Source organism: Mariprofundus aestuarium (assembly GCF_002795805.1).
Classification (GTDB): Bacteria; Pseudomonadota; Zetaproteobacteria; order Mariprofundales; family Mariprofundaceae; genus Mariprofundus; species Mariprofundus aestuarium.
In genome coordinates this window covers 1539846-1559420 of sequence record NZ_CP018799.1, presented here as the reverse complement: position 1 = coordinate 1559420, position 19575 = coordinate 1539846, and the positions used below count along the sequence as shown (strand labels likewise).

The 19575-nt window shown below is 52.4% G+C and carries 16 protein-coding genes; 12 read left to right on the top strand and 4 right to left on the bottom strand.

Annotation, left to right across the window (positions count from 1 at the left end; all coding sequences use genetic code 11):
- The first annotated feature begins 136 nt into the window (after nucleotides 1–136).
- The 12 genes from Ga0123461_RS07610 to Ga0123461_RS07555 all read left to right on the top strand — a co-directional run bounded on the left by Ga0123461_RS07610 (nucleotide 137) and on the right by Ga0123461_RS07555 (nucleotide 15311).
- Complete coding sequence (locus Ga0123461_RS07610; protein ID WP_100277782.1) at nucleotides 137–1756, top strand: PP2C family protein-serine/threonine phosphatase; 1620 nt, start codon at nucleotides 137–139, stop codon at nucleotides 1754–1756.
- A 3-nt stretch (nucleotides 1757–1759) separates the two neighbouring features.
- Nucleotides 1760–3130, top strand: a complete 1371-nt coding sequence (locus Ga0123461_RS07605) for a class II fumarate hydratase (protein ID WP_100277781.1) — start codon at nucleotides 1760–1762, stop codon at nucleotides 3128–3130.
- A gap of 68 nt (nucleotides 3131–3198) precedes the next feature.
- A complete protein-coding gene (locus Ga0123461_RS07600; protein ID WP_100277780.1) occupies nucleotides 3199–4161 on the top strand; it encodes an ABC transporter ATP-binding protein in 963 nt (320 codons plus the stop codon).
- Nucleotides 4158–5123 (top strand): oligopeptide/dipeptide ABC transporter ATP-binding protein, encoded by a 966-nt coding sequence (locus Ga0123461_RS07595; protein WP_100277779.1) that lies wholly within the window; start codon nucleotides 4158–4160, stop codon nucleotides 5121–5123. The genes Ga0123461_RS07600 and Ga0123461_RS07595 overlap by 4 nt, the downstream gene beginning before the upstream one ends.
- Complete coding sequence (locus Ga0123461_RS07590) at nucleotides 5116–6975, top strand: ATP-dependent DNA helicase (protein ID WP_100277778.1); 1860 nt, start codon at nucleotides 5116–5118, stop codon at nucleotides 6973–6975. Before Ga0123461_RS07595 ends, Ga0123461_RS07590 begins: the two co-directional genes overlap by 8 nt.
- A gap of 128 nt (nucleotides 6976–7103) precedes the next feature.
- Complete coding sequence (locus Ga0123461_RS07585) at nucleotides 7104–8585, top strand: alanine/glycine:cation symporter family protein (RefSeq protein WP_418289154.1); 1482 nt, start codon at nucleotides 7104–7106, stop codon at nucleotides 8583–8585.
- Between the two features lie 109 nt (nucleotides 8586–8694).
- Complete coding sequence (thpR, locus tag Ga0123461_RS07580) at nucleotides 8695–9318, top strand: RNA 2',3'-cyclic phosphodiesterase (protein ID WP_232710091.1); 624 nt, start codon at nucleotides 8695–8697, stop codon at nucleotides 9316–9318.
- On the top strand, nucleotides 9311–10318 hold the full coding sequence (gene recA, locus Ga0123461_RS07575) for a recombinase RecA (protein WP_100277776.1): 1008 nt from the start codon (nucleotides 9311–9313) through the stop codon (nucleotides 10316–10318). The genes thpR and recA overlap by 8 nt, the downstream gene beginning before the upstream one ends.
- The gene (locus tag Ga0123461_RS07570) at nucleotides 10302–10766 is read left to right on the top strand and encodes a regulatory protein RecX (protein ID WP_418289153.1); all 465 of its coding nucleotides are present in this window, start codon (nucleotides 10302–10304) and stop codon (nucleotides 10764–10766) included. Before recA ends, Ga0123461_RS07570 begins: the two co-directional genes overlap by 17 nt.
- Before the next feature lie 55 nt (nucleotides 10767–10821).
- On the top strand, nucleotides 10822–13437 hold the full coding sequence (alaS, locus tag Ga0123461_RS07565; protein ID WP_100277774.1) for an alanine--tRNA ligase: 2616 nt from the start codon (nucleotides 10822–10824) through the stop codon (nucleotides 13435–13437).
- A 3-nt stretch (nucleotides 13438–13440) separates the two neighbouring features.
- The gene (locus Ga0123461_RS07560) at nucleotides 13441–14862 is read left to right on the top strand and encodes a DNA recombination protein RmuC (RefSeq protein WP_232710090.1); all 1422 of its coding nucleotides are present in this window, start codon (nucleotides 13441–13443) and stop codon (nucleotides 14860–14862) included.
- Between the two features lie 119 nt (nucleotides 14863–14981).
- Nucleotides 14982–15311 (top strand): ASCH domain-containing protein, encoded by a 330-nt coding sequence (locus tag Ga0123461_RS07555; RefSeq protein WP_100277773.1) that lies wholly within the window; start codon nucleotides 14982–14984, stop codon nucleotides 15309–15311.
- 344 nt (nucleotides 15312–15655) lie between these two features.
- Here the strand turns inward: Ga0123461_RS07555 and Ga0123461_RS07545 are convergent, their stop codons facing one another.
- From Ga0123461_RS07545 to Ga0123461_RS07530, 4 genes are read right to left on the bottom strand one after another with little or no spacing between them, the layout of a single operon-like run.
- Nucleotides 15656–16108, bottom strand: coding sequence for an FKBP-type peptidyl-prolyl cis-trans isomerase (locus tag Ga0123461_RS07545; RefSeq protein WP_100277771.1), 453 nt, complete (start codon nucleotides 16106–16108; stop codon nucleotides 15656–15658).
- A 15-nt stretch (nucleotides 16109–16123) separates the two neighbouring features.
- Nucleotides 16124–17263 carry a sodium ion-translocating decarboxylase subunit beta gene (locus Ga0123461_RS07540; RefSeq protein ID WP_100277770.1) on the bottom strand — a complete coding sequence of 380 codons (1140 nt, stop codon included), beginning with the start codon at nucleotides 17261–17263 and terminating at the stop codon, nucleotides 16124–16126.
- Between the two features lie 32 nt (nucleotides 17264–17295).
- Complete coding sequence (gene oadA, locus Ga0123461_RS07535) at nucleotides 17296–19083, bottom strand: sodium-extruding oxaloacetate decarboxylase subunit alpha (protein ID WP_100277769.1); 1788 nt, start codon at nucleotides 19081–19083, stop codon at nucleotides 17296–17298.
- Between the two features lie 34 nt (nucleotides 19084–19117).
- Nucleotides 19118–19342 (bottom strand): OadG family protein, encoded by a 225-nt coding sequence (locus Ga0123461_RS07530; RefSeq protein ID WP_157819278.1) that lies wholly within the window; start codon nucleotides 19340–19342, stop codon nucleotides 19118–19120.
- Between the last annotated feature and the right edge of the window lie 233 nt (nucleotides 19343–19575).

Sequence of the window (19575 nt, the reverse complement as noted above, 5' to 3'; positions counted from 1 at the left end):
ACCACCGTCCATCCATTTTCAGGGGGTCCGGATGGATTGAGAATGAACTCTCAGGGCGCGATTAGTTGGCCCTTCTCCCGGATGCAGGAGCAAAACGAAACGTGAACTTGCGAATAAAACGGGATAGGGTCACGGGATGGGAATAGCTGACAAAAACTTCCGCCATTACCTCGTCTACCTCTGGCCGCTGCCTGTCATTTTTCTGCTTGGCCAGGTGGTCATGCGGGCCAATGGCAATGCAACGAACCTCGGTATCACATCTGCGGTTTCGATCATGGATGCCGTTGTTTTTATTGTGCTGTTCTGCGGGGCTGCCTGGTGGTCATTCCGGCCACTGAAGGCGCTGTTGATGACGCCGGATCACCCTGAGAAACATCGTCGCCTTATCGAATCGGTGATGGCTGATTTTCCCTGGCGGACGCTGAAAGGTTATACCATTGCAGGATGGATATTTGCCATCTACCTGATCATCGTCATCAGTTCGGTGGCTTTGATGGGTGAGCATCTCTTCACCTGGCGCATGTTTCTCGCCCTGACCCTGAATTTCTGCTTCGGGGCTGGTGTTCTGGCCCCGGCACTGGCGGTATCCAGTTCGATTGTCTACAGCACACGCCTGCGCTCAAAGTTCGCACTGCAGGGATTGTTTGTTTCTGAGCTCAGCAGCAGTAAACGTGTTGAGCGCTACCTTATCTCCTCACAGTACCGCCCGTGGCTGATCTTTCTATCCACCGGTTTTTTACCGATATTGATTCTCGGCCTGTTTGTTTATCTGGCGCAGGCGGGGGAGGTGGCAGAGGAGTACTTTATTCTCTCACAGGCCATGGTGCTGGTGTCGATGAGTATTTGCGGGGGCATGATTCTGGTCTGGTTTCTTAGCCACACCCTGAAGCAGGTGACGCGCTCGCTGAAAAAAGGGCTGCATCACCTGGCTGAAGGCCATTTTACGGGGCGTGTGCCGGTTCTGATCGATGATGAATTCGGAGAGCTGGCGAGGGGATTGAATACCGCCATGCACGGCCTGCAGGAGCGTGAGGATCTCAAGGATTCGCTGGCCATTGCTGCTGAAATTCAGCAGGGGCTGCTGCCCAAGCATGCGCCGGTGATTCCGTTCTATAAACTGGAGGGGTTCCAGCAGACCTGTTATTCAGTGGGCGGCGACTACTTCGATTATATCGCACTCGAAGATGGACGTGTCTGGCTGGTGGTAGCTGATGTTTCAGGCAAGGGCTACCCGGCTGCATTGACGATGGCAAATTTGCAGGCCATGTTGCGGGGATTGGCGATGGTGGATTGGCCGATTGAGGTGGCAGCGGACTACCTGAACGGGGCACTCTGCGACTCGCTGGCAGCCGGCCGTTTTGTGACACTGTTTATGGGTAAGTTGCAGCCGGAGAGCCATTCGATGATGTGGGTAAATGCTGGTCATGTGCCGCCACTGCTTGCAAACAGTGAGGGGATCAGGCCACTGGAGGCATCAGCGCCGCCGCTCGGGCTGGTGAAAGGAATCACTTACGAGGTCGGGCGAACCGACTTTAAGCAGGGTGATACCCTGTTGATCTATACCGATGGTGTGACTGAGTCATCCAGCCGTGTCGGTAAGGAGTTGTTTGGTGAGGCAAGGCTGAGAAAGTGGCTTGCAAACCACATTGCTGATCCGCTTGATCAATATCCGACGCTGTTGCTGGAAGAGTTGAATAATTATGGACGCAATGAACTGGATGACGATTTGACGCTGTTGTGCGTAAGACGGGAGTAGTGAATGAGAATTGAAACGGATTCAATGGGCGAGATGCAGGTGCCCGAGTATGCGATGTACGGCGCATCGACGGCGCGTGCCGTAGAGAATTTCCCGGTTTCGGATCTCCGCTTTTCGCGAGAATTTATCCGTGCGCTCGGTCGCATTAAACAGGCTGCGGCTACGGTAAACAGCTCACTTGGAAAGCTTGGGGCAGACCAGGCTGAATTGATTGCACAGGTGGCAACCGAGGTGGCTGATGGTCGATGGGACGACGAATTCGTGGTCGATATCTTCCAGACCGGTTCCGGCACCTCAACCAATATGAATGCCAACGAGGTGATTGCGCATCGCTGTGCTCTGGTCGACAGCAGTATCACTGTTCATCCCAACGATCATGTGAATATGGGGCAATCCTCCAACGATGTGATCCCTACTGCCATTCACCTGGCTGCAGCAGATCTTCTTGTGCATGAGCTTCTGCCTGCTTTGCGCCACCTGCTGAAGGAGATTGAGGCCAAGGCTGGGGAGACTATGGATGCAGTGAAGATCGGCCGTACCCACCTGATGGATGCAACACCCATTACGCTGGGGCAGGAGATCTCCGGCTGGGCGCGACAGATTGAACTGGGCATCAAACGGTTGGAGTCCACGCTGCCAAGAATAATAGAGCTGGCCCAGGGAGGCACAGCGGTTGGTACAGGACTGAACACCCATCCCGATTTCGGCCGGTTGATTGCTGTAGAGCTTTCGAAAAGTTACGGCATTGAATTTTGTGAGGCAGCCAACCACTTCGAGGCACAGGCAGCACAGGATGCAGCCGTTGAACTCTCCGGCCAGCTTAAAACGGTAGCTGTATCACTGGTGAAAATTGCCAACGATGTGCGCCTGCTCAATGCGGGACCGCGTTGCGGTATCGGTGAAATTACCGTGCCTGCCGTTCAGCCGGGCTCATCGATTATGCCGGGCAAGGTGAATCCGGTGATTGCCGAATCACTGGCTCAGGTTTGCGCACAGGTGATCGGCAACGATGCTGCGATTGCATTCGGTGGTGCATCAGGTTTGCTCGATCTAAATGTGATGCTGCCGATGATGGCGCACAATCTGCTGGAGTCGGAGCGGTTGCTGGCAAGTGCGAGCCGCATGTTTGCCGATAAATGTATCGCAGGGCTTGCCGCCAACCGTGAGCGCTGTGCCGATCAGATTGAGTGGAGCATGAGCATGGTGACCTCACTTGCACCAGTAATCGGTTATGATCGCGCCTCCAAGATCGCCAAACAGGCGGTCAGCGAAGGTAAAACGGTTCGCCAGATCTGTATGGAGGAGGGCGTACTGCCCGAGGCTGAATTGGACAGCCTTCTTGACCCGGCCTCGATGCTGGCTCCGCACGCCTAAGATAGCAGAAGTTTTCGCAATAATGGTTCCGACTGGAAAGCGAGCTGTGCATCCGTCACACTGCCGCCATGCTTGAAGTCCTCAATTTATCGCTATCGGTTTCGATTCAGGGGAACCGGGTCGATGCTGTATCCGGGGTGTCACTGGCGCTGGAGGCGGGGCGTGTACTGGGGCTGGTCGGCGAGTCCGGCTGCGGTAAATCGCTGACGGCACAGGCGATATTGCGCCTTGGCGAGTTTCAGGGCGTGGCAAAGAGCAGTGGCGATATCCTGATTGATGGCGAAAGCCTGTTTACCATGAGTGATGAACGGCTGAGACGCACACGCGGTGGCCGAATTGCCATGATATTCCAGGAGCCGATGACAGCCCTGAACCCGGTTTTTTCGATTGGCAGCCAGATCATTGAAGTAATCCGCCTTCACCTAGATATGGATAAACAGCAGGCACGGCAGCGGGCGATTGATCTGCTGCTTGATGTCGGCATGCAGGATGCTGAGCAGATACTCAAGCAATATCCCGACTCACTCTCCGGAGGCATGCGCCAGCGTGTGCTGATCGCCATGGCGATGGCTGCTGATCCTGATTATATCATTGCCGATGAACCGACGACTGCACTCGATGTGTCGGTACAGAAGCGAATTATCGCACTGCTGCTCAACCTGCAGAAAAAAAGAGGACTGGGTTTGCTGCTGGTGACCCACGATTTCGGTCTGGTGGCGGAGATGTGTGACGATGTCGCCGTCATGTATGCCGGTCAGATTGTTGAATCAGGGCCGGTCAAAGAGATCTTCGATCATCCTGCCCACCCCTATACGCGTGCATTGATGGGGTGCAGGCCGGAGGTTTCTGAAACCGGAGGCGCACTTGCCGTAATTGCAGGCCAGGTACCGCCGCCTGGGCAGTGGCCTTGCGGTTGCCATTTCGCACCGCGTTGCAGTGGTGCTGATGAGCTCTGTAGCGCTACCGTTGCTGCTGATGTCTGGCGTGATCATTCGCATATCGCACGCTGTGTTCACGTGGGGTCCAAATGAGCAGCGTACTCAGGGTCTCAGGGCTCAATAAAACCTTTGCGGCCGGAGGCATGTTCCGGGCCATCGGTGCGGATAAAAAGGCTGTGGTCGACGTCTCATTTGACCTGAAGGCCGGTCAGACACTGGCAATCGTGGGTGAATCAGGAAGCGGAAAATCGACTGTGGCACGTATGGCAATGCAGCTACTTGCTGCTGATGCCGGGCAGATTTATTGGGGTGATGAAGAGGTGACACATCTGCGTGGCAGGGCGCTCAGAAGTCGTCGCCGTCATATCCAGATGGTATTCCAGGATCCCTTTGCCAGTCTCAATCCACGCATGAAGGTGTGGGAGAGTGTGGCTGAGGGGCTGCGTGTACATCAGCCGGAGCTTAATCGTAGTCAGCGGCGTGATCGTGTGGCCGAGGTGTTGAGTCAGTGCGGACTGGATGAGAGCGGTATGGATCGCTATCCACATCAGTTTTCAGGTGGTCAGCGACAGCGTATCGGTATTGCCAGAGCCTTGATTGTCGAGCCGAAGGTGCTGGTTCTCGATGAGCCGGTTTCTGCGCTTGATGTGTCGGTACAGGCCCAGATATTGAACCTCCTGAAGGATCTGCAGCAGGCTAAAGGGCTTGCCTACCTCTTTATTTCTCATGACCTGTCGGTTGTGCGCCATATTGCCGACGAGGCAGCTGTGATGTTTGCCGGCCATGTAGTTGAGCAGGGGAGTGTGGTGGATGTCTTCGGCTCCTGCCATCACCCCTATACCGAGGCCTTGCTCAAGGCCCGGCCCATTGCGCATCCTGACGAGCGGGATGGTGTTGAAAGCGTGGTCGCTACTGATGAAAGGGTTGCGGAAAAAGGCTGTCCTTTTAGAAACCGCTGCCATTATGCGCAGGAGGATTGCGCAGCATTCGATGCAATACTCAATCCGCAAGGTTTTGCCTGCCTACATCCATTGAATATTTCTGTAGATGAGTGATTTGGCCGGTTTGGTCCGGCGTGATTTCGATGATGAGTCGGCGCTGGTTGAAGGTTTGCCGGGTTATGCCCGTCGCGAAGAGCAGATCAAGCTGGCTGGAGAAATTGCCGAGACCTTTGATCAGAAAGGGATGCTGCTGGCTGAAGCTGAAACAGGTACAGGAAAGACGCTGGCTTACCTGCTTCCCGCACTACGTTCCGCGGATAAAATTCTAATCTCAACCCACACGCGTTCCCTGCAGGATCAGCTGGTGCACCGCGATCTTCCTGCTGTGCAGAAGGCACTGGGTGCCAGACGCAGGGTCGCGCTTCTTAAAGGGCGTAGCAACTACCTCTGCCCGCAGCACCTGCGCCGTTCTGTCAGTTCTGCACAGCTGGAGATCTGGCAGAGAAAGTCGTTGCTTAAAGTGCTTGAGTGGTCGGAAACCAGTAAGGATGGTGACCTTTCAGGTCTGGACTTTGACGTATTTGCCAAAGGCATTGGCCCTATGGTGACGGCTACGGCCGATCAGTGTCTTGGCTCCCGGTGCGGTGATTTTGAAGAGTGCCCTTTGATGAAGGCGCGCCTTAAGGCGCAGGTGGCCGATATCGTGGTGACCAACCACAGCCTGCTGCTTGCCGATGCGGCGCTGAAATCGGGTGAGTACGGGGAGATTTTGCCCAGTTTTGATGTCTATGTTATCGATGAGGCGCATTCACTGCCAGAGCTAGCATGCCAGCATTTCGGAATACAGTTGACCCGCCTTACCTTGATCCAGTGGCTCAATGATATGCAGGCGCTGCTGGATGAACTAGGCGATGAGGCGGCTCTGAAAAAGGATATTGTTCTGCTCGGACGGGACCTGCTCGATGCATGGCAAAAGGCCGATCTGGAGCTGGTTGAGCAGTATTGGCGTGAGATGTTTAAACTTGCCGATTCCCGGCGCGAACGCAGTGAAGATTTGGCGCGTCTGGCTGACCGGGCCGAGCAGATCATCGCTGAAATAGGTATGGTCAGGAAGCCAGCCGAGGGTTTCGTTGGCTGGAGTGAGGGTGATGCGGATAACCGGCGTTATGTAGTCGCGCCTGTGGAGACCGGGCCGGTGCTTAAACAGCATCTATGGGAGCGGCCTGCTGCATTTATCCTGCTTTCGGCGACGTTGCGGGTCTCCGGTTCATTTGCTTATACGAAGAACAGGCTAGGTTTTGAGGAGGCATCTGAGAGTTACCATGCCTCACCATTTGATTACAGCAGGCAGGCGATGATCTACCTGCCACGCAGTTTGCCCGACCCGCGCTCTGATCAGGGGTTAAGTGCAATCACTGATGAGATGGAGACACTGATCCGAGCCTCGCAGGGTCGCGCATTTGTACTCTTTACCTCATGGCAGGCGCTTACTCAGGTTGGGCCTGAGCTTGCGCGGCGGCTGCCGTGGAATGTGTTGATTCAGGGGGAGTCCGGTAGCCGGGATGCAATTCTCGACACCTTTCGTAGTGATACCCATTCGGTGCTTTGTGGTACGCGTAGTTTCTGGGAGGGGGTGGATGTGCCGGGTGAAGCATTGAGCCTGGTGATCATTGATAAAATGCCGTTTGCACCATTTAATGACCCGCTTCTTAAGGCGCGTATCAAACGTTGTGAGGAGCTGGGCGGTAGCGGTTTCAGTGATATTCAGTTGCCCGAAGCCATTGCCACGCTGAGGCAGGGGGCAGGGCGATTAATACGCTCGGTTCACGATCGCGGTGTAATGGCGTTGCTCGACTCTAGGTTGTATGTGAAAGGGTATGGCCGCGAGGTGGCCAGGAATCTGCCTCCGGCTCCGATTAAAGATGACCTCTCTGAAGTCCGCTGGTTCTATGAACAAGATGATTAGAGCCATGGGGTGGCTCTAATCATCGCGTTAGCCAAAGCTTTTATTATCTGCTTCTTTCGGCAGAGTTTCAGCTACCTGGGAGGGTCGTTATGAAGCGGTCATTGATAAAGGTTTTTCTGTTGGTTTCGATGCTGTTGCCGGCACAACTCGCCTATGCAGAGGGTGAAGCAGCAGGTGTGGATGCCTTTTTCGGCACCCTGAACGGGTATCTGGCATCTGTACTCTTTTATGATGTGATGCCGGGTGAGGGGGCAATTCCGTTTATCGTCGCATGGCTGATTATCGGTGCTGTCTATCTCACGATCCGATTCGGGTTTGTTAACCTGCGCATGATGGGCCATGCGCTGCAGATTCTGCGAGGGAAATATCGTTCATCCGATGATCAGGGTGAGGTTTCTCCCTTCCAGGCACTGACTACTGCGCTTTCGGCTACGGTGGGACTTGGCAACATCGCGGGCGTCGCGATTGCAGTCAGTATCGGTGGCCCCGGTGCAACCTTCTGGATGATTGTAGCAGGTTTCTTCGGCATGACCGCCAAGTTTACTGAAGTGACGCTGGCTCAGATGTACCGTGAGTTCCGGCCCGATGGGCACGTTATGGGTGGGGCGATGCAGTACCTCTCCAAGGGGTTTGCTGAGAAGGGGATGCCCGGTATTGGTAAGAAGCTGGCGGTGTTGTTTGCAATCCTCTGTGTTGCCGCATCCCTGGGCGGTGGCAATGCATTTCAGGTGTCGCAGGCGCTGGGTGCGGTTCAGAACGAACTTACCTTTTTCAAGGAGTATCCATGGGTGTTCGGTGTCTTTATGGCCACGGCTGTGGGGATTGTGATTATTGGGGGCATCAAACGTATCGCCCATGCAGCCGAGGCGCTGGTGCCAACGATGGTCTTTATCTATCTCACAGCATGCCTGTGGATTATTCTTACACATATCACTGACGTGCCGGCTGCTATCAGCCTGATCGTGACTGAGGCGTTTGCACCGACCGCTGTTGCCGGTGGCATGATCGGAGTCATTGTGCAGGGCTTTAAACGTGCAGCATTCTCCAGTGAGGCGGGCATCGGTTCGGCGGCCATCGCACACTCTGCTGCATCGGTGAAGTACCCTGTCCGGCAGGGTTTTGTTGCACTCTATGAGCCATTTATCGATACCGTGGTGATCTGCACGATGACAGCGTTGGTGATCATTCTGACAGGTGTCTACAACGCGCCGGAGCATGCTGCACTGGTTGAGGCCAGTAAGGGCGCTGCACTTACTGCCGTGGCCTTTGGTTCGGTCATCTCATGGTTTCCGGTGATTCTCTCCATTTCGGTGGTGCTGTTTGCCTACTCCACGATGATATCATGGTCATATTACGGTGAGCGTTGCTGGACCTATGTCTTCGGCGAACGCTTTTCGATGCTTTACCGGTTGATGTTCCTGATGTTTATTGTGCTGGCCTCGTTGGTGAGCGCCGGCAATATCCTCGATTTCAGCGATCTTCTGCTGCTTGCCATGGCATTCCCGAACTTCCTTGCCCTCTATCTACTGCAGGGCAAGGTGGGCGATGCGCTTAAGGATTACCGGATTCGTTTGCGCAATGGTCAGCTTGACCGAGAGGTTGGTAGATAGGGCTGTTCTCAGTAGCGAATTCTAATCGCTCTTCAGTTGATTGCCCCATTGTTATGATCGCTGTTGGAGTGAATGTTCCTGCTTATTTCGTGGAGAATTATATTTCCAAATGCAATATGATCCCGGCATGCGTCTGTTTGTCGGTATTGAGATTCCTCCACCTGTAAAAGATCAGATAAGCCTCTGGTGGGAGGAGGTCAGAGGTCACCTCGATCCTGATCACTGGAGGCCGGTTGCACCGCACTTGTGGCATATGACGCTGGCGTTTTATGGTGATGTCTCAGGTGGTGAGGTAGATGATCTCTCTGAAGAGCTGGCAGAATGCGCACGTAGTGCTGTTGCCATGACCCTGAAAACAGGCGGTTATGGTCTGTTTCCCAAACCATCAAAACCACGAGTATTCTGGGCCGGTGTTCGTGAAGCATCGGGTGACAGCAAGCTGAAGCATCTTGCCCGTTGTTGCAGAAGGGCAGGGCATGATACGGTTCGCAAACGCACTGCCAGAGAGGCGGCTTTTCAAGCACATATTACCGTAGCCAGAATCAGAGCCCATGCGGGAATGATGAACATGGAACGGTTGCAGATGATGGCTGATGTGCCCGAGCTTGAGTGGCGTGTGGACAGGATAAACCTGTACCAGTCCATTTTAAGGCCGGAAGGTCCGCAGTACCGGCGACTGGAAACATTTGAATTGAACGGTTCGAGCTATCGAACGAGGGGAAAATATGTCTGATAAATCGAAAGCACTGGAATCCGCGTTAAGCCAGATCGAGCGCCAGTTTGGTAAAGGTACTGTGATGCGTCTTGGTGATAATGCCAAGGTACCTGTAGAGGTGATCCCCAGTGGTTCACTGGCACTGGATGTCGCACTCGGTGTCGGAGGATATCCGCGTGGCCGCGTGATTGAAATTTATGGCCCCGAATCATCCGGTAAGACCACGATGGCACTGCACGCAATTGCGGAAGCCCAGCGTATGGGTGGGTCAGCTGCCTTTGTCGATGCCGAGCATGCGCTTGATCCAAGTTATGCTGAAAAGCTGGGTGTGGATGTTGATAACCTGCTGGTTTCACAGCCGGATTCCGGCGAACAGGCGCTTGAAGTGGTGGATATGCTGACCCGCTCCGGAGCGCTGGATGTGATCGTGGTGGATTCGGTTGCCGCACTGACACCAAAATCAGAGCTCGAAGGTGACATGGGCGATTCGCACATGGGGCTGCATGCGCGCCTTATGAGCCAGGCATTGCGTAAACTTACCGGCTCGATTTCACGCTCCAAAACAACGATCATATTTATCAACCAGATTCGCATGAAGATCGGTGTGATGTTCGGCAATCCGGAAACCACCACCGGTGGTAATGCGCTGAAATTTTATGCTTCTGTGCGACTGGACGTTCGCCGTACCGGCTCGATTAAAAAGGGTGAAGAGATCCTTGGTAATGAGACCCGCGTGAAGGTAGTGAAAAACAAAATGGCACCACCATTCAAAAAGGCAGAGTTTTCTATTATGTATGGTGAGGGTGTATCCCATGCGGGTGAAGTTCTCGATATGGGCGTGCAGTTCGGCTTTGTGAATAAAAGCGGTGCTTGGTATGCCAAGGATAATGAGAAGATCGGCCAGGGCAGGGACAACACGATCAACTTCCTGAAAGCTAATCCGGAGATGCTGGCCGAGATTGAAACCAAGGTGCGCACTGAGCTGGGTTTGATTAAAGAGGCTGCAAGCGCTGAATAAAGAAGAGCTGGCAGCTTACACCTATGCTGTCCGTCTGCTGTCCGGGCGTGAATTTAACACGCGAGAGATGTCAGAGCGTCTGGCGGGCCGGGAGTATGGTGAAGAGACCATTGAAGTGGTGCTCAAGCAGCTTAAACGTGATAACTACCTGAGTGAGCAACGTTATGCTGAAGCTTTCCTGCGCTCACGCATGAAGAGAGGTGAAGCCCCATGGCTGGCAGCACAAAAGGCCATGCAGAAGGGCGCTGAATCCTCAGTCTTGCATGCAGTTCTTGCTGAGGTAAGCGAGGATTACGATGATGAGCAGGTCTGTCGTGAACTGCTAGATCAACGTGATCCCTGTGGTTTGAGATTTGATGAGGAGCGGGTCTGGCAGCGTCAGGCCCGTTTTTTGCGGAATAAGGGGCATAACAGTGCTACGATTCTGCGCGTACTAAAACAGCGATGATGGGGAGCCTTAGGCTTTTACACGGGCTGTTATTGAAAAAGGTGGAGGATTCCCGGTGAAAACGTCCGAGATTCGACAGAAATTTTTAGATTACTTTGCAGGTAAAGGACACGAAGTCGTGGCTTCCAGTTCACTGGTTCCGCATGGTGATCCAACCCTGATGTTTACCAATGCGGGCATGGTGCCGTTCAAACATGTCTTCCTTGGTAATGAATCCCGTCCCTATGTGACTGCAACATCGAGTCAGAAGTGCGTGCGCGCCGGCGGCAAACACAACGACTTGGAAAATGTTGGGCACACCGCCCGCCACCACACCTTTTTCGAAATGCTGGGTAACTTCTCCTTCGGGGATTATTTCAAGCATGATGCGATCCGTTACGCATGGGAATTTCTCACTATAGAGATGAAACTCGATCCCAATCTCCTGTTTGTTACCGTTTTTGAAGAGGATGATGAGGCCTACGATATCTGGACCAAAGAGATCGGCATCCCTGTTGACAAAATCGCCCGTATTGGCGCCAAGGACAACTTCTGGTCGATGGGCGATACTGGCCCGTGCGGCCCATGCTCAGAGATCTTTTTTGATCATGGCGCAGATGTCTGGGGTGGCCCTCCGGGAACCCCTGAAGAGGACGGGGATCGCTTTGTCGAGATCTGGAATCTTGTGTTCATGCAGTACAACCGCAATGAAGAGGGTGAACTGACACCGCTGCCTAAACCGTCTGTTGATACCGGCATGGGCTTGGAGCGCATTACTGCGGTGATGCAGGGCGTACACAACAACTACGATATTGATCTGTTTAAAAACCTCATTGCAGCTGCCTGCAGGGAAACCGGCATCCAGTTCGGTGATAATGCAGAGCAGGATGTTTCCTTGCGTGTTCTGGCCGATCATCTGCGTTCTGTGGCGTTTTTGCTGGCAGATGGCGTACTGCCAAGCAATGAGGGTCGTGGCTTCGTTCTGAGGCGAATTCTGCGCCGTGCTTGTCGTCATGGCCGCCTGCTGGGTAACGAAGAGGCATTTATCTACAAGCTTGTCGATGCACTGGTGACCGAGATGGGCAGTCATTTTGTCGAGTTGCGTGAGGCGCAGGCCAATATCGAGCAGGTGATCCGTATTGAGGAAGAGCGTTTCATTAAAACGCTGGATAAGGGACTGAAACTGGTGGAGCAGGCTGCAGCTGAAGCAGGCGAGGGTGGTGTTATTCCGGGTAAAACCCTGTTCACGCTTTATGATACCTTCGGTTTCCCGACCGATCTGACTGCTGATATTCTCAAAGGTACGAACATCGGGCTGGACATGGACGGCTTCGAGATTTGCATGCAAGAGCAGCGCACACGTGCGCGTGCTGCCTGGGGTGGAAGCGGAGAGGCAAGTCTTCCCAAAGCGCTGTTCGAGTTGCGCGAAAAACATGGCCCGACCGAATTCCTGGGTTATACAACAATCAATGCTGAAGGTGTTATCACCGGCCTGATCAAGGATGGCGAAGCTGTTGAGTCTCTGAGTGAAGGAGATGAGGCGTGGCTGATCTGTAACCAGACTCCATTCTATGGCGAGTCCGGTGGTCAGGTTGGCGATACGGGTCTGATCACCTCCGGTGATGCTGAGTTCGTGGTTAGCGATACCAAGAAACTTCTCTCCGATCTGTTTGTGCATGTAGGCAAGGTAAAGCGGGGAACCTTAAATGTTCAGGGTATCGCCAACCTGTCGGTAGGTGGCGAACGTCGTGATGCGATCCGTCGCAATCATACCGCTACCCATCTGATGCACTCGGTATTGCGTGATGTGCTTGGCGACCATGTAAAACAGGCAGGCTCTCTTGTTAATCCTGAGAGACTTCGTTTTGATTTCAATCACTTTCAGCCGGTTACAAAGGAGGAGCTGCAGAAGATTGAGGCTGCAGTGAATGCGGCAGTCTGGGCCAATGATCCGGTTGATACCAAGCTGATGACACAGGATGAAGCGGTTGCATCCGGTGCCATGGCACTGTTTGGTGAGAAGTATGGAGATGAGGTGCGTGTGGTCTCTGCAGGGTTCTCCACAGAGCTTTGTGGTGGTACCCATGTGAGCCGTACCGGCGATATCGGTCCGTTCCGTATCACAGCGGAGACAGGAATTGCAGCAGGTGTTCGTCGTATTGAAGCGGTCACAGGTCCGGCTGCTTACCAGAGTTTCATCGCTGATATAGATACACTGAATGAGACAGCCGGTTCATTGAAAGTGCGCCCATTTGAGGCAGCAGATGCAGTATCAAACCTTCAATCAAAATTGAAAGAAACAGAAAAAGAGCTGACCAGTCTGCGTGCCAAGCAGTCAACCGGCCTGCTGGATGATCTGATCAAAAATGCGATCGATGTGAACGGTGTGAAGCTGCTGACTGCTGAAGTATCCGGCGTGAAGGATATGCGCGACTTCATGGATAAAGCCAAAGGTAAGATGAAATCGGGTGTTCTGGTGTTCGGCATGAAGAGCGGCCCGAAAGTACAGCTTGTTGCCGGTGTCACTTCCGATCTTGTCGGTAAGTACAATGCTGGCAATATCGTACGTGAAGTGGCGATCATCTGTGGTGGCAAAGGTGGCGGTAAGCCTGATATGGCCATGGCCGGTGGTACGGAACCTGATAAGCTGAAGGTGGCGCTGGACTCTGTTGCTGCTCTAATTCAAGGGTAGTTGGTGGATATATCTGTACTGACTCAGCCAGTTGCTGTCGGCTTGATGGCGCTGGCTGTTCTCCTGCTTCTCGGCTGGCTGATCAGCTTCCACAACCAGAACCAGGCGATAGAAACGCTGGAAATTGAAAATGGGGAACTCAAGGCCTCTTTTCATGATCTTGAAGGTTACTTTACAGAAAGACAAATCGAAGTCGCAACACTGACAGAACGTATCGAGCAGATGAAAATCCAGATGATGGATTGTCAGGCCCATCTTTTGGAGAGGGAGCGCGAAGTTGCTCAGGCCAATGCGGAGAAACTTAAACACCTTTCACTCATTTCAGAGCTCGAAACCACACTGGATAAAGAGCGGCAGGCAACAGCAGAGAAGTTGGCACTGCTGGAAGATGCAAAGCATAAACTGGCGAGTGAGTTCAAACTGCTGGCGAATCAGATTTTTGAGGAGAAGGGAAAGGCCTTTTCCGAACAGAATCGCAGCAGTCTCGATGAAGTATTGAAGCCTATGCGCGAGCAACTGGGCGATTTCCGCAAACGAGTTGATGAAGTGCACCTCAGCGATTCAAAGGACCGTGCGGGCCTGCGCGAGCACCTTGCACAGCTGGAAAACCTCAATCGTCAAATGTCAGAAGATGCGATTAACCTGACGCAGGCGCTCAAGGGTGAGAACAAAGCACAGGGTAACTGGGGTGAAATGATTCTGGAGAGGTTGTTGGAGTCATCCGGTCTTCGCGAAGGCCAGGAGTTTGTGCGTGAGCAGTCGTTCACTGATGAAGATGGCAAGCGCTTCAGACCTGATGTGGTGATCTATATGCCAGGCAACAAGCAGGTGATTGTCGACTCCAAGGTTGCACTGGTTGATTATGAGCGGGCGATTGCCGCAGATGATGATGTGACTCGTGACATAGCCGTTAAGGCGCATCTTCGCAGCCTGAAGGAGCATATCAAAGCTCTCTCATCCAAACGTTATGATCACCTCCCTAATGTAAATACGCCGGACTATGTTTTGATGTTCCTGCCGATTGAGGGTGCATACCTTATGGCTATAGAAGCTGATCAGAGTGTCTTTGAAAGCGCTTTCGAGCAGCGCGTGGCTGTTGTTACGCCTTCAACACTTTACGCTACGCTGAAGCTAATTGAGCAGCTCTGGCGGTATGAGCGGCAAAGCGAGAATGTGGTCAAGTTGGTTGACCGTGCCAGCAAGCTGCATGACAAGATGGTTGATTTTGTATCAGCGTTTGAAGAGGTGGGACAGCGCCTTGATCAGGCACAGTCCGCCTATGGCACTGCACACAATCGTATCTCATCCGGTCGCGGTAATGTTATCAATCAGATCCATGACCTTGGCAAGTTGGCTGGAAAAACCAAGAAAGAGTTGCCTAACCACCTGGTGGAGACGGCTGCTATTTCCGATCAGTCTGATTAAAACTAGGAACCGTTAAGCGGAGTATTCGACTCTACGGAAATGGCATAAATAATTGTTTGAAGATATTCCGGATACAGCGGCTGATGAATCGACATTCAATCTCACAGCATGGCGGTAATATGAATAACTTTCCTGAAAAAACATGTGACATCAGCCGGCTTGTTAGGCACCCAAAGCTGGTTTCTGCTGCCCTTGAGGGTAATAAAACCGAACAGCGCCGTGATGGCATTTATGCCTATCCGGACGAAGAGTTTGAGCTCGATGGAGTAGTGTTTATCGTGACTGCACTGAAACGCCAAAATATCGGTGATATGAGTGATGTGGATGCTCAGGCCGAAGGTTATGCATCAATGGAAGCTTATAAATCAGTGATCCTCAACATGCACAAAGGCATGGAGTGGAAGGGCGATGCTAAGGTCTGGGTTCACTGTTTCGAACGCAAGAGATAAAGGTTTCACGTCAATTAGTTTAAGTATCAAGCGAAAGCCCTCCGAGTGGAGGGCTTTCTTTTTTAGCGGTTAAGTAAACTGGATGTGGATGTTAGGAGGAGATCCTGCCTGACCTCTAGCTTATCATCACGCCTCATACGCTTATTCATGGCTCTCTTTAAGCGTCTTTTTTCCTGAGTGTGCCACTGGTGGAGCTGTCTCCACGCTAAAGTGATCAGTGTGGTCTCCTTAGGTGAGGTGCGTTGGTGTCTACCTAGCATAAGCGTTCTCCTTTTTGTGAGATGTGCTCTCCAAGCAGGATTATTTATACCAGAACAGGCTGTTTTTCGCAACCGGATTTTGACTTAAACGTGCGGAAGTTCTTCCTCAGATGCCTCGCGAACGGCTATTACATCGACATCAAAGTTAAGTGTTTCACCGGCCATCGGGTGGTTGGCATCAACGACAACATTCTCCTCAGTCACCTGAACAACAGTCACCAGTTCAATGCCCCTGCCAGTATCGGCCTGAAAACGCATGCCGGGTTCAATCTCGCCGTCAAAATGGAAAATGGACCGTGGTACGGACTGGATCAGTTCATCACTGCGGAGGCCGTAACCCTCTTCAGGTTTTACGCTGACACTGATCCGGTCCCCAGCAGATTTACCCTCAATCTCTTTCTCTAGTCCAGGAACCAGTGCATCGGTACCGTGGATGTAGGTGAGGGCGTCTCCATTGCGGGAGGATTCGATAATGTCACCACCCGGGCGCGTTAGCGTATAGTGAATCGATACAACTTTGTTTGCGGATACCTGCATGTTAACGCGAAGGTGTTAGCCGCCGACGATGGCGAGCAGGATACCTGCTGCAACAGCCGAACCAATTACTCCTGCCACATTCGGGCCCATGGCATGCATAAGCAGGAAGTTGTGATGATCTGCTTCCAGCCCCACCTTATTTACTACACGTGCTGCCATTGGTACAGCGGATACACCTGCAGCACCGATTAGTGGATTGATTTTACCGCCACTTAAGCGACACATCAGTTTACCCATCAGCAGGCCTGCAGCGGTGCCTACAGCAAAGGCCAGCATGCCTAGTACCAGAATGCCCAGTGTTTCGACATTGAGGAACTTCTCGGCCGAGAGTTTTGAGCCTACGGCAAGACCAAGGAAAATGGTGGTGATGTTAATGATCTCGTTCTGCGAGGCGTTGGAGAGACGGTCCACAACGCCACATTCACGAAGCAGGTTGCCGAAGGTGAGCATGCCGATCAGCGGTGCTGCAGTCGGAAGGAAGATGACGCAGAGCAGCAGAACGGTGAGCGGGAAAATGATCTTTTCTGTGCGGCTGACATGGCGCAACTGTGTCATTTTAATCTTGCGCTCTTTTTCAGTGGTCAGAAGTTTCATGATTGGTGGCTGAATAAGTGGCACCAGTGCCATGTAGGAGTAGGCAGCAACAGCAATCGCACCCAGTAGGTCAGGGGCAAGCCTTGAGGCTAGGAAGATGGCTGTAGGGCCATCCGCGCCACCGATAATGCCGATGGCAGCAGCATCTGCGAGGCTGAACTCAAAGCCCGGGACCATATTCAGTGCCAGTGCACCGAGCAGTGTGGTGAAGATGCCAAACTGGGCCGCAGCACCAAGCATCAGTGTTCTCGGCATAGCGATAAGTGCACCAAAATCGGTGAGGGCACCTACACCCATGAAAATCAACAGCGGGAAGATGCCGGTTTCAATGCCGACATGGTAAATCATGCCAAGCATGCCCTCAGGGCCGGAAATTGCGGCGACCGGAATGTTGCTCAGGATGGCACCAAAGCCTATTGGAACCAGCAGAAGTGGTTCGAATTTTTTGACAATGGCAAGGTAGAGTAGCAAAAGGCCTACGCCGATCATCAGCGCTTGCCCCCACTCGAAATTGGCAATACCTGTAGTAACCCAGAGTTTGTCTAACAGTTCATTCTGCATAGTGGCTTCTTATCTCGCTTATCGGAAAGTTATCAGGCAATTGTGACCAGAGCCTGGCCAACATCTACGGTATCGCCTTCTCTGACCTCGATACTGACGATGGTGCCGCTATGGGTGGAGCGCACTTCAGTTTCCATCTTCATGGCTTCCATGATCAGGATAACGTCGCCATCTTTGACCTGCTGGTTTGGTGTGACGTTGACCTTGAAGATGGTACCGGCCATAGGAGCACCAACTGAGGTGGCTGGGGTGTTTACAGCTGGTGTGGCAGCTGGTGCCGCATGCGCAACAGGTGCTGCTCCGGCCGTTGCCGGACTCATTGAGGTTACGGCACCTTCAGGTGAAACCACAACATCGTAATCTTTGCCGTTGACACTAATGTTGTAGCGCTCAGAAACTACAGGAGCCGCAGGCTTTGATTCCTCTACTTCCAACCATGGCGCTGTTTCAAAAGCATCGGGATTATCACGGTTACGTAAATATTTCAGGCCAACCTGAGGGAACAGTGCATAGATAAGTACATCTTCAATTAGTTTGTCGGAGAGCTCAAAGCCTTTTTCATTGGCAATGCCGCACAGTTCTACGGTCAGCTTATCCATTTCATCTTCGATCAGGTCAGCGGGGCGACAGGTGATGGGTTTGCCGCCATCAAGCACCCGGATCTGCAACTCTTTGTTTACATCTGCCGGTGTCTTGCCGTATTCACCCTTGAGAACGCCTGCTGTTTCCTTCGTAATGGTTGAGTAACGTTCGCCGGTAAGCACATTGAATACTGCCTGAGTGCCGACAATCTGCGAGGTAGGGGTAACCAGTGGCAGGAAGCCGAGATCCTCGCGCACCTTGGGGATCTCTTTAAGAACCTCATCAAAGCGGTCTGTGGCATTTTGTTGCTGCAGCTGGCTTTCAAGGTTGGTCAGCATGCCACCGGGCACTTGTGCGACCAGAATACGCGAGTCAATGCCGCGCAGCGAGCCTTCAAATTTCTCATATTTTTTGCGTACTTCACGAAAGTAGGCGGCGATCTCTTCAAGCAGTTTCAGGTCCAGTCCTGTTGCGCGTTTTTCATCCTCTAGGATGGCAACGACTGACTCTGTAGCCGAGTGACCGTAGGTGTGGCTCATGGATGAGATGCTGGTGTCAGCGATATCAAGACCAGCCTCTACGGCTTTCACAATGGCTGCCGTACTCATGCCTGTGGTGGCATGGCATTGCATAGCAATCGGGATGGAAACAGATTGCTTCAATCTGGTGACCATCTCCTCAGCTACGTATGGCTTGAGAAGCCCCGCCATGTCTTTGATGCAGATCGAATGGCAGCCCATGTCTTCAAGCTGTTTGCCCATATCAATCCACATGTCAGGTGTATGTACCGGGCTGACGGTGTAGGAGATGGTTCCCTGTGCATGCTTGCCTACATTCAGCGTTGCCTTCACCGCTGTCTCAAGATTTCGCATATCGTTCATGGCATCAAAAATACGGAATACATCCATACCATTTTTGGCGGCGCGTTCGACAAATGCGTTGACGACATCGTCAGCATAGTGTCGATAACCAAGGATATTCTGACCACGCAGCAGCATCTGCTTGCGGGTATTTGGCATGGCCTTGCTCAGCAGTCGAAGGCGTTCCCATGGATCCTCACCGAGAAAACGGATGCAGGAGTCAAAGGTGGCACCGCCCCACATTTCCAGCGACCAGAAGCCGACCCGATCCAGTTTTTCTGCAATCGGTAGCATATCTTCGATTCGCATGCGTGTTGCAAGCAGTGACTGATGGCCGTCACGCAGGACGAGCTCTGTGATTCCCAGCGGTTTGTTCATCTGAAAACTTCTCCTAAGTATCCTATTCGGTTGATCAGTTATGGTCAGCGCGATAGCGCTTAATGGCTTCGGTAACCACTTCGATCAAATCTTCGTCATTACTTGTAGTTGTAACAGCAGCACCCGCTGCTTTTGTTTCGAAACTCTGAATGATACGCGAAACCAGTGTGATCACGGCAACTAGCAATCCAAGGAAAAGGAAAACAACTCCCATTCCCACACCCATTAACTGAAGGCCTTCCGCCAATAGTTCATTCATCACTAACAATACTCCCGTCATTCTTGAGGCAAAAATCGTTTATAAAAAACAGCATATACTATGTCAAAACGCGTAGGCATGCCACTTTTGAAATATCCAATTTGAAAGTTACGGGAATGTATTGAATTATTAAAAGGTGTTTGGCGCTGTGAAAGATCATGGCCCTGAAGTATTCAAAAAACTGTGGAATCGACTAATGTTTCAGAATAAATGAATATCAATACGATGATGCA

Bases quoted from the DNA above. Each gene is read 5' to 3' on its own strand.
- Ga0123461_RS07610 (WP_100277782.1), top strand. From the start codon at position 137: ATGGGAATAGCTGACAAAAACTTCCGCCATTACCTCGTCTACCTCTGG.
- Ga0123461_RS07605 (WP_100277781.1), top strand. From the start codon at position 1,760: ATGAGAATTGAAACGGATTCAATGGGCGAGATGCAGGTGCCCGAGTAT.
- Ga0123461_RS07600 (WP_100277780.1), top strand. From the start codon at position 3,199: ATGCTTGAAGTCCTCAATTTATCGCTATCGGTTTCGATTCAGGGGAAC.
- Ga0123461_RS07595 (WP_100277779.1), top strand. From the start codon at position 4,158: ATGAGCAGCGTACTCAGGGTCTCAGGGCTCAATAAAACCTTTGCGGCC.
- Ga0123461_RS07590 (WP_100277778.1), top strand. From the start codon at position 5,116: ATGAGTGATTTGGCCGGTTTGGTCCGGCGTGATTTCGATGATGAGTCG.
- Ga0123461_RS07585 (WP_418289154.1), top strand. From the start codon at position 7,104: ATGCTGTTGCCGGCACAACTCGCCTATGCAGAGGGTGAAGCAGCAGGT.
- thpR (WP_232710091.1), top strand. From the start codon at position 8,695: ATGCAATATGATCCCGGCATGCGTCTGTTTGTCGGTATTGAGATTCCT.
- recA (WP_100277776.1), top strand. From the start codon at position 9,311: ATGTCTGATAAATCGAAAGCACTGGAATCCGCGTTAAGCCAGATCGAG.
- Ga0123461_RS07555 (WP_100277773.1), top strand. From the start codon at position 14,982: ATGAATAACTTTCCTGAAAAAACATGTGACATCAGCCGGCTTGTTAGG.
- Ga0123461_RS07545 (WP_100277771.1), bottom strand. From the start codon at position 16,108: ATGCAGGTATCCGCAAACAAAGTTGTATCGATTCACTATACGCTAACG.
- Ga0123461_RS07540 (WP_100277770.1), bottom strand. From the start codon at position 17,263: ATGCAGAATGAACTGTTAGACAAACTCTGGGTTACTACAGGTATTGCC.
- oadA (WP_100277769.1), bottom strand. From the start codon at position 19,083: ATGAACAAACCGCTGGGAATCACAGAGCTCGTCCTGCGTGACGGCCAT.
- Ga0123461_RS07530 (WP_157819278.1), bottom strand. From the start codon at position 19,342: ATGAATGAACTATTGGCGGAAGGCCTTCAGTTAATGGGTGTGGGAATG.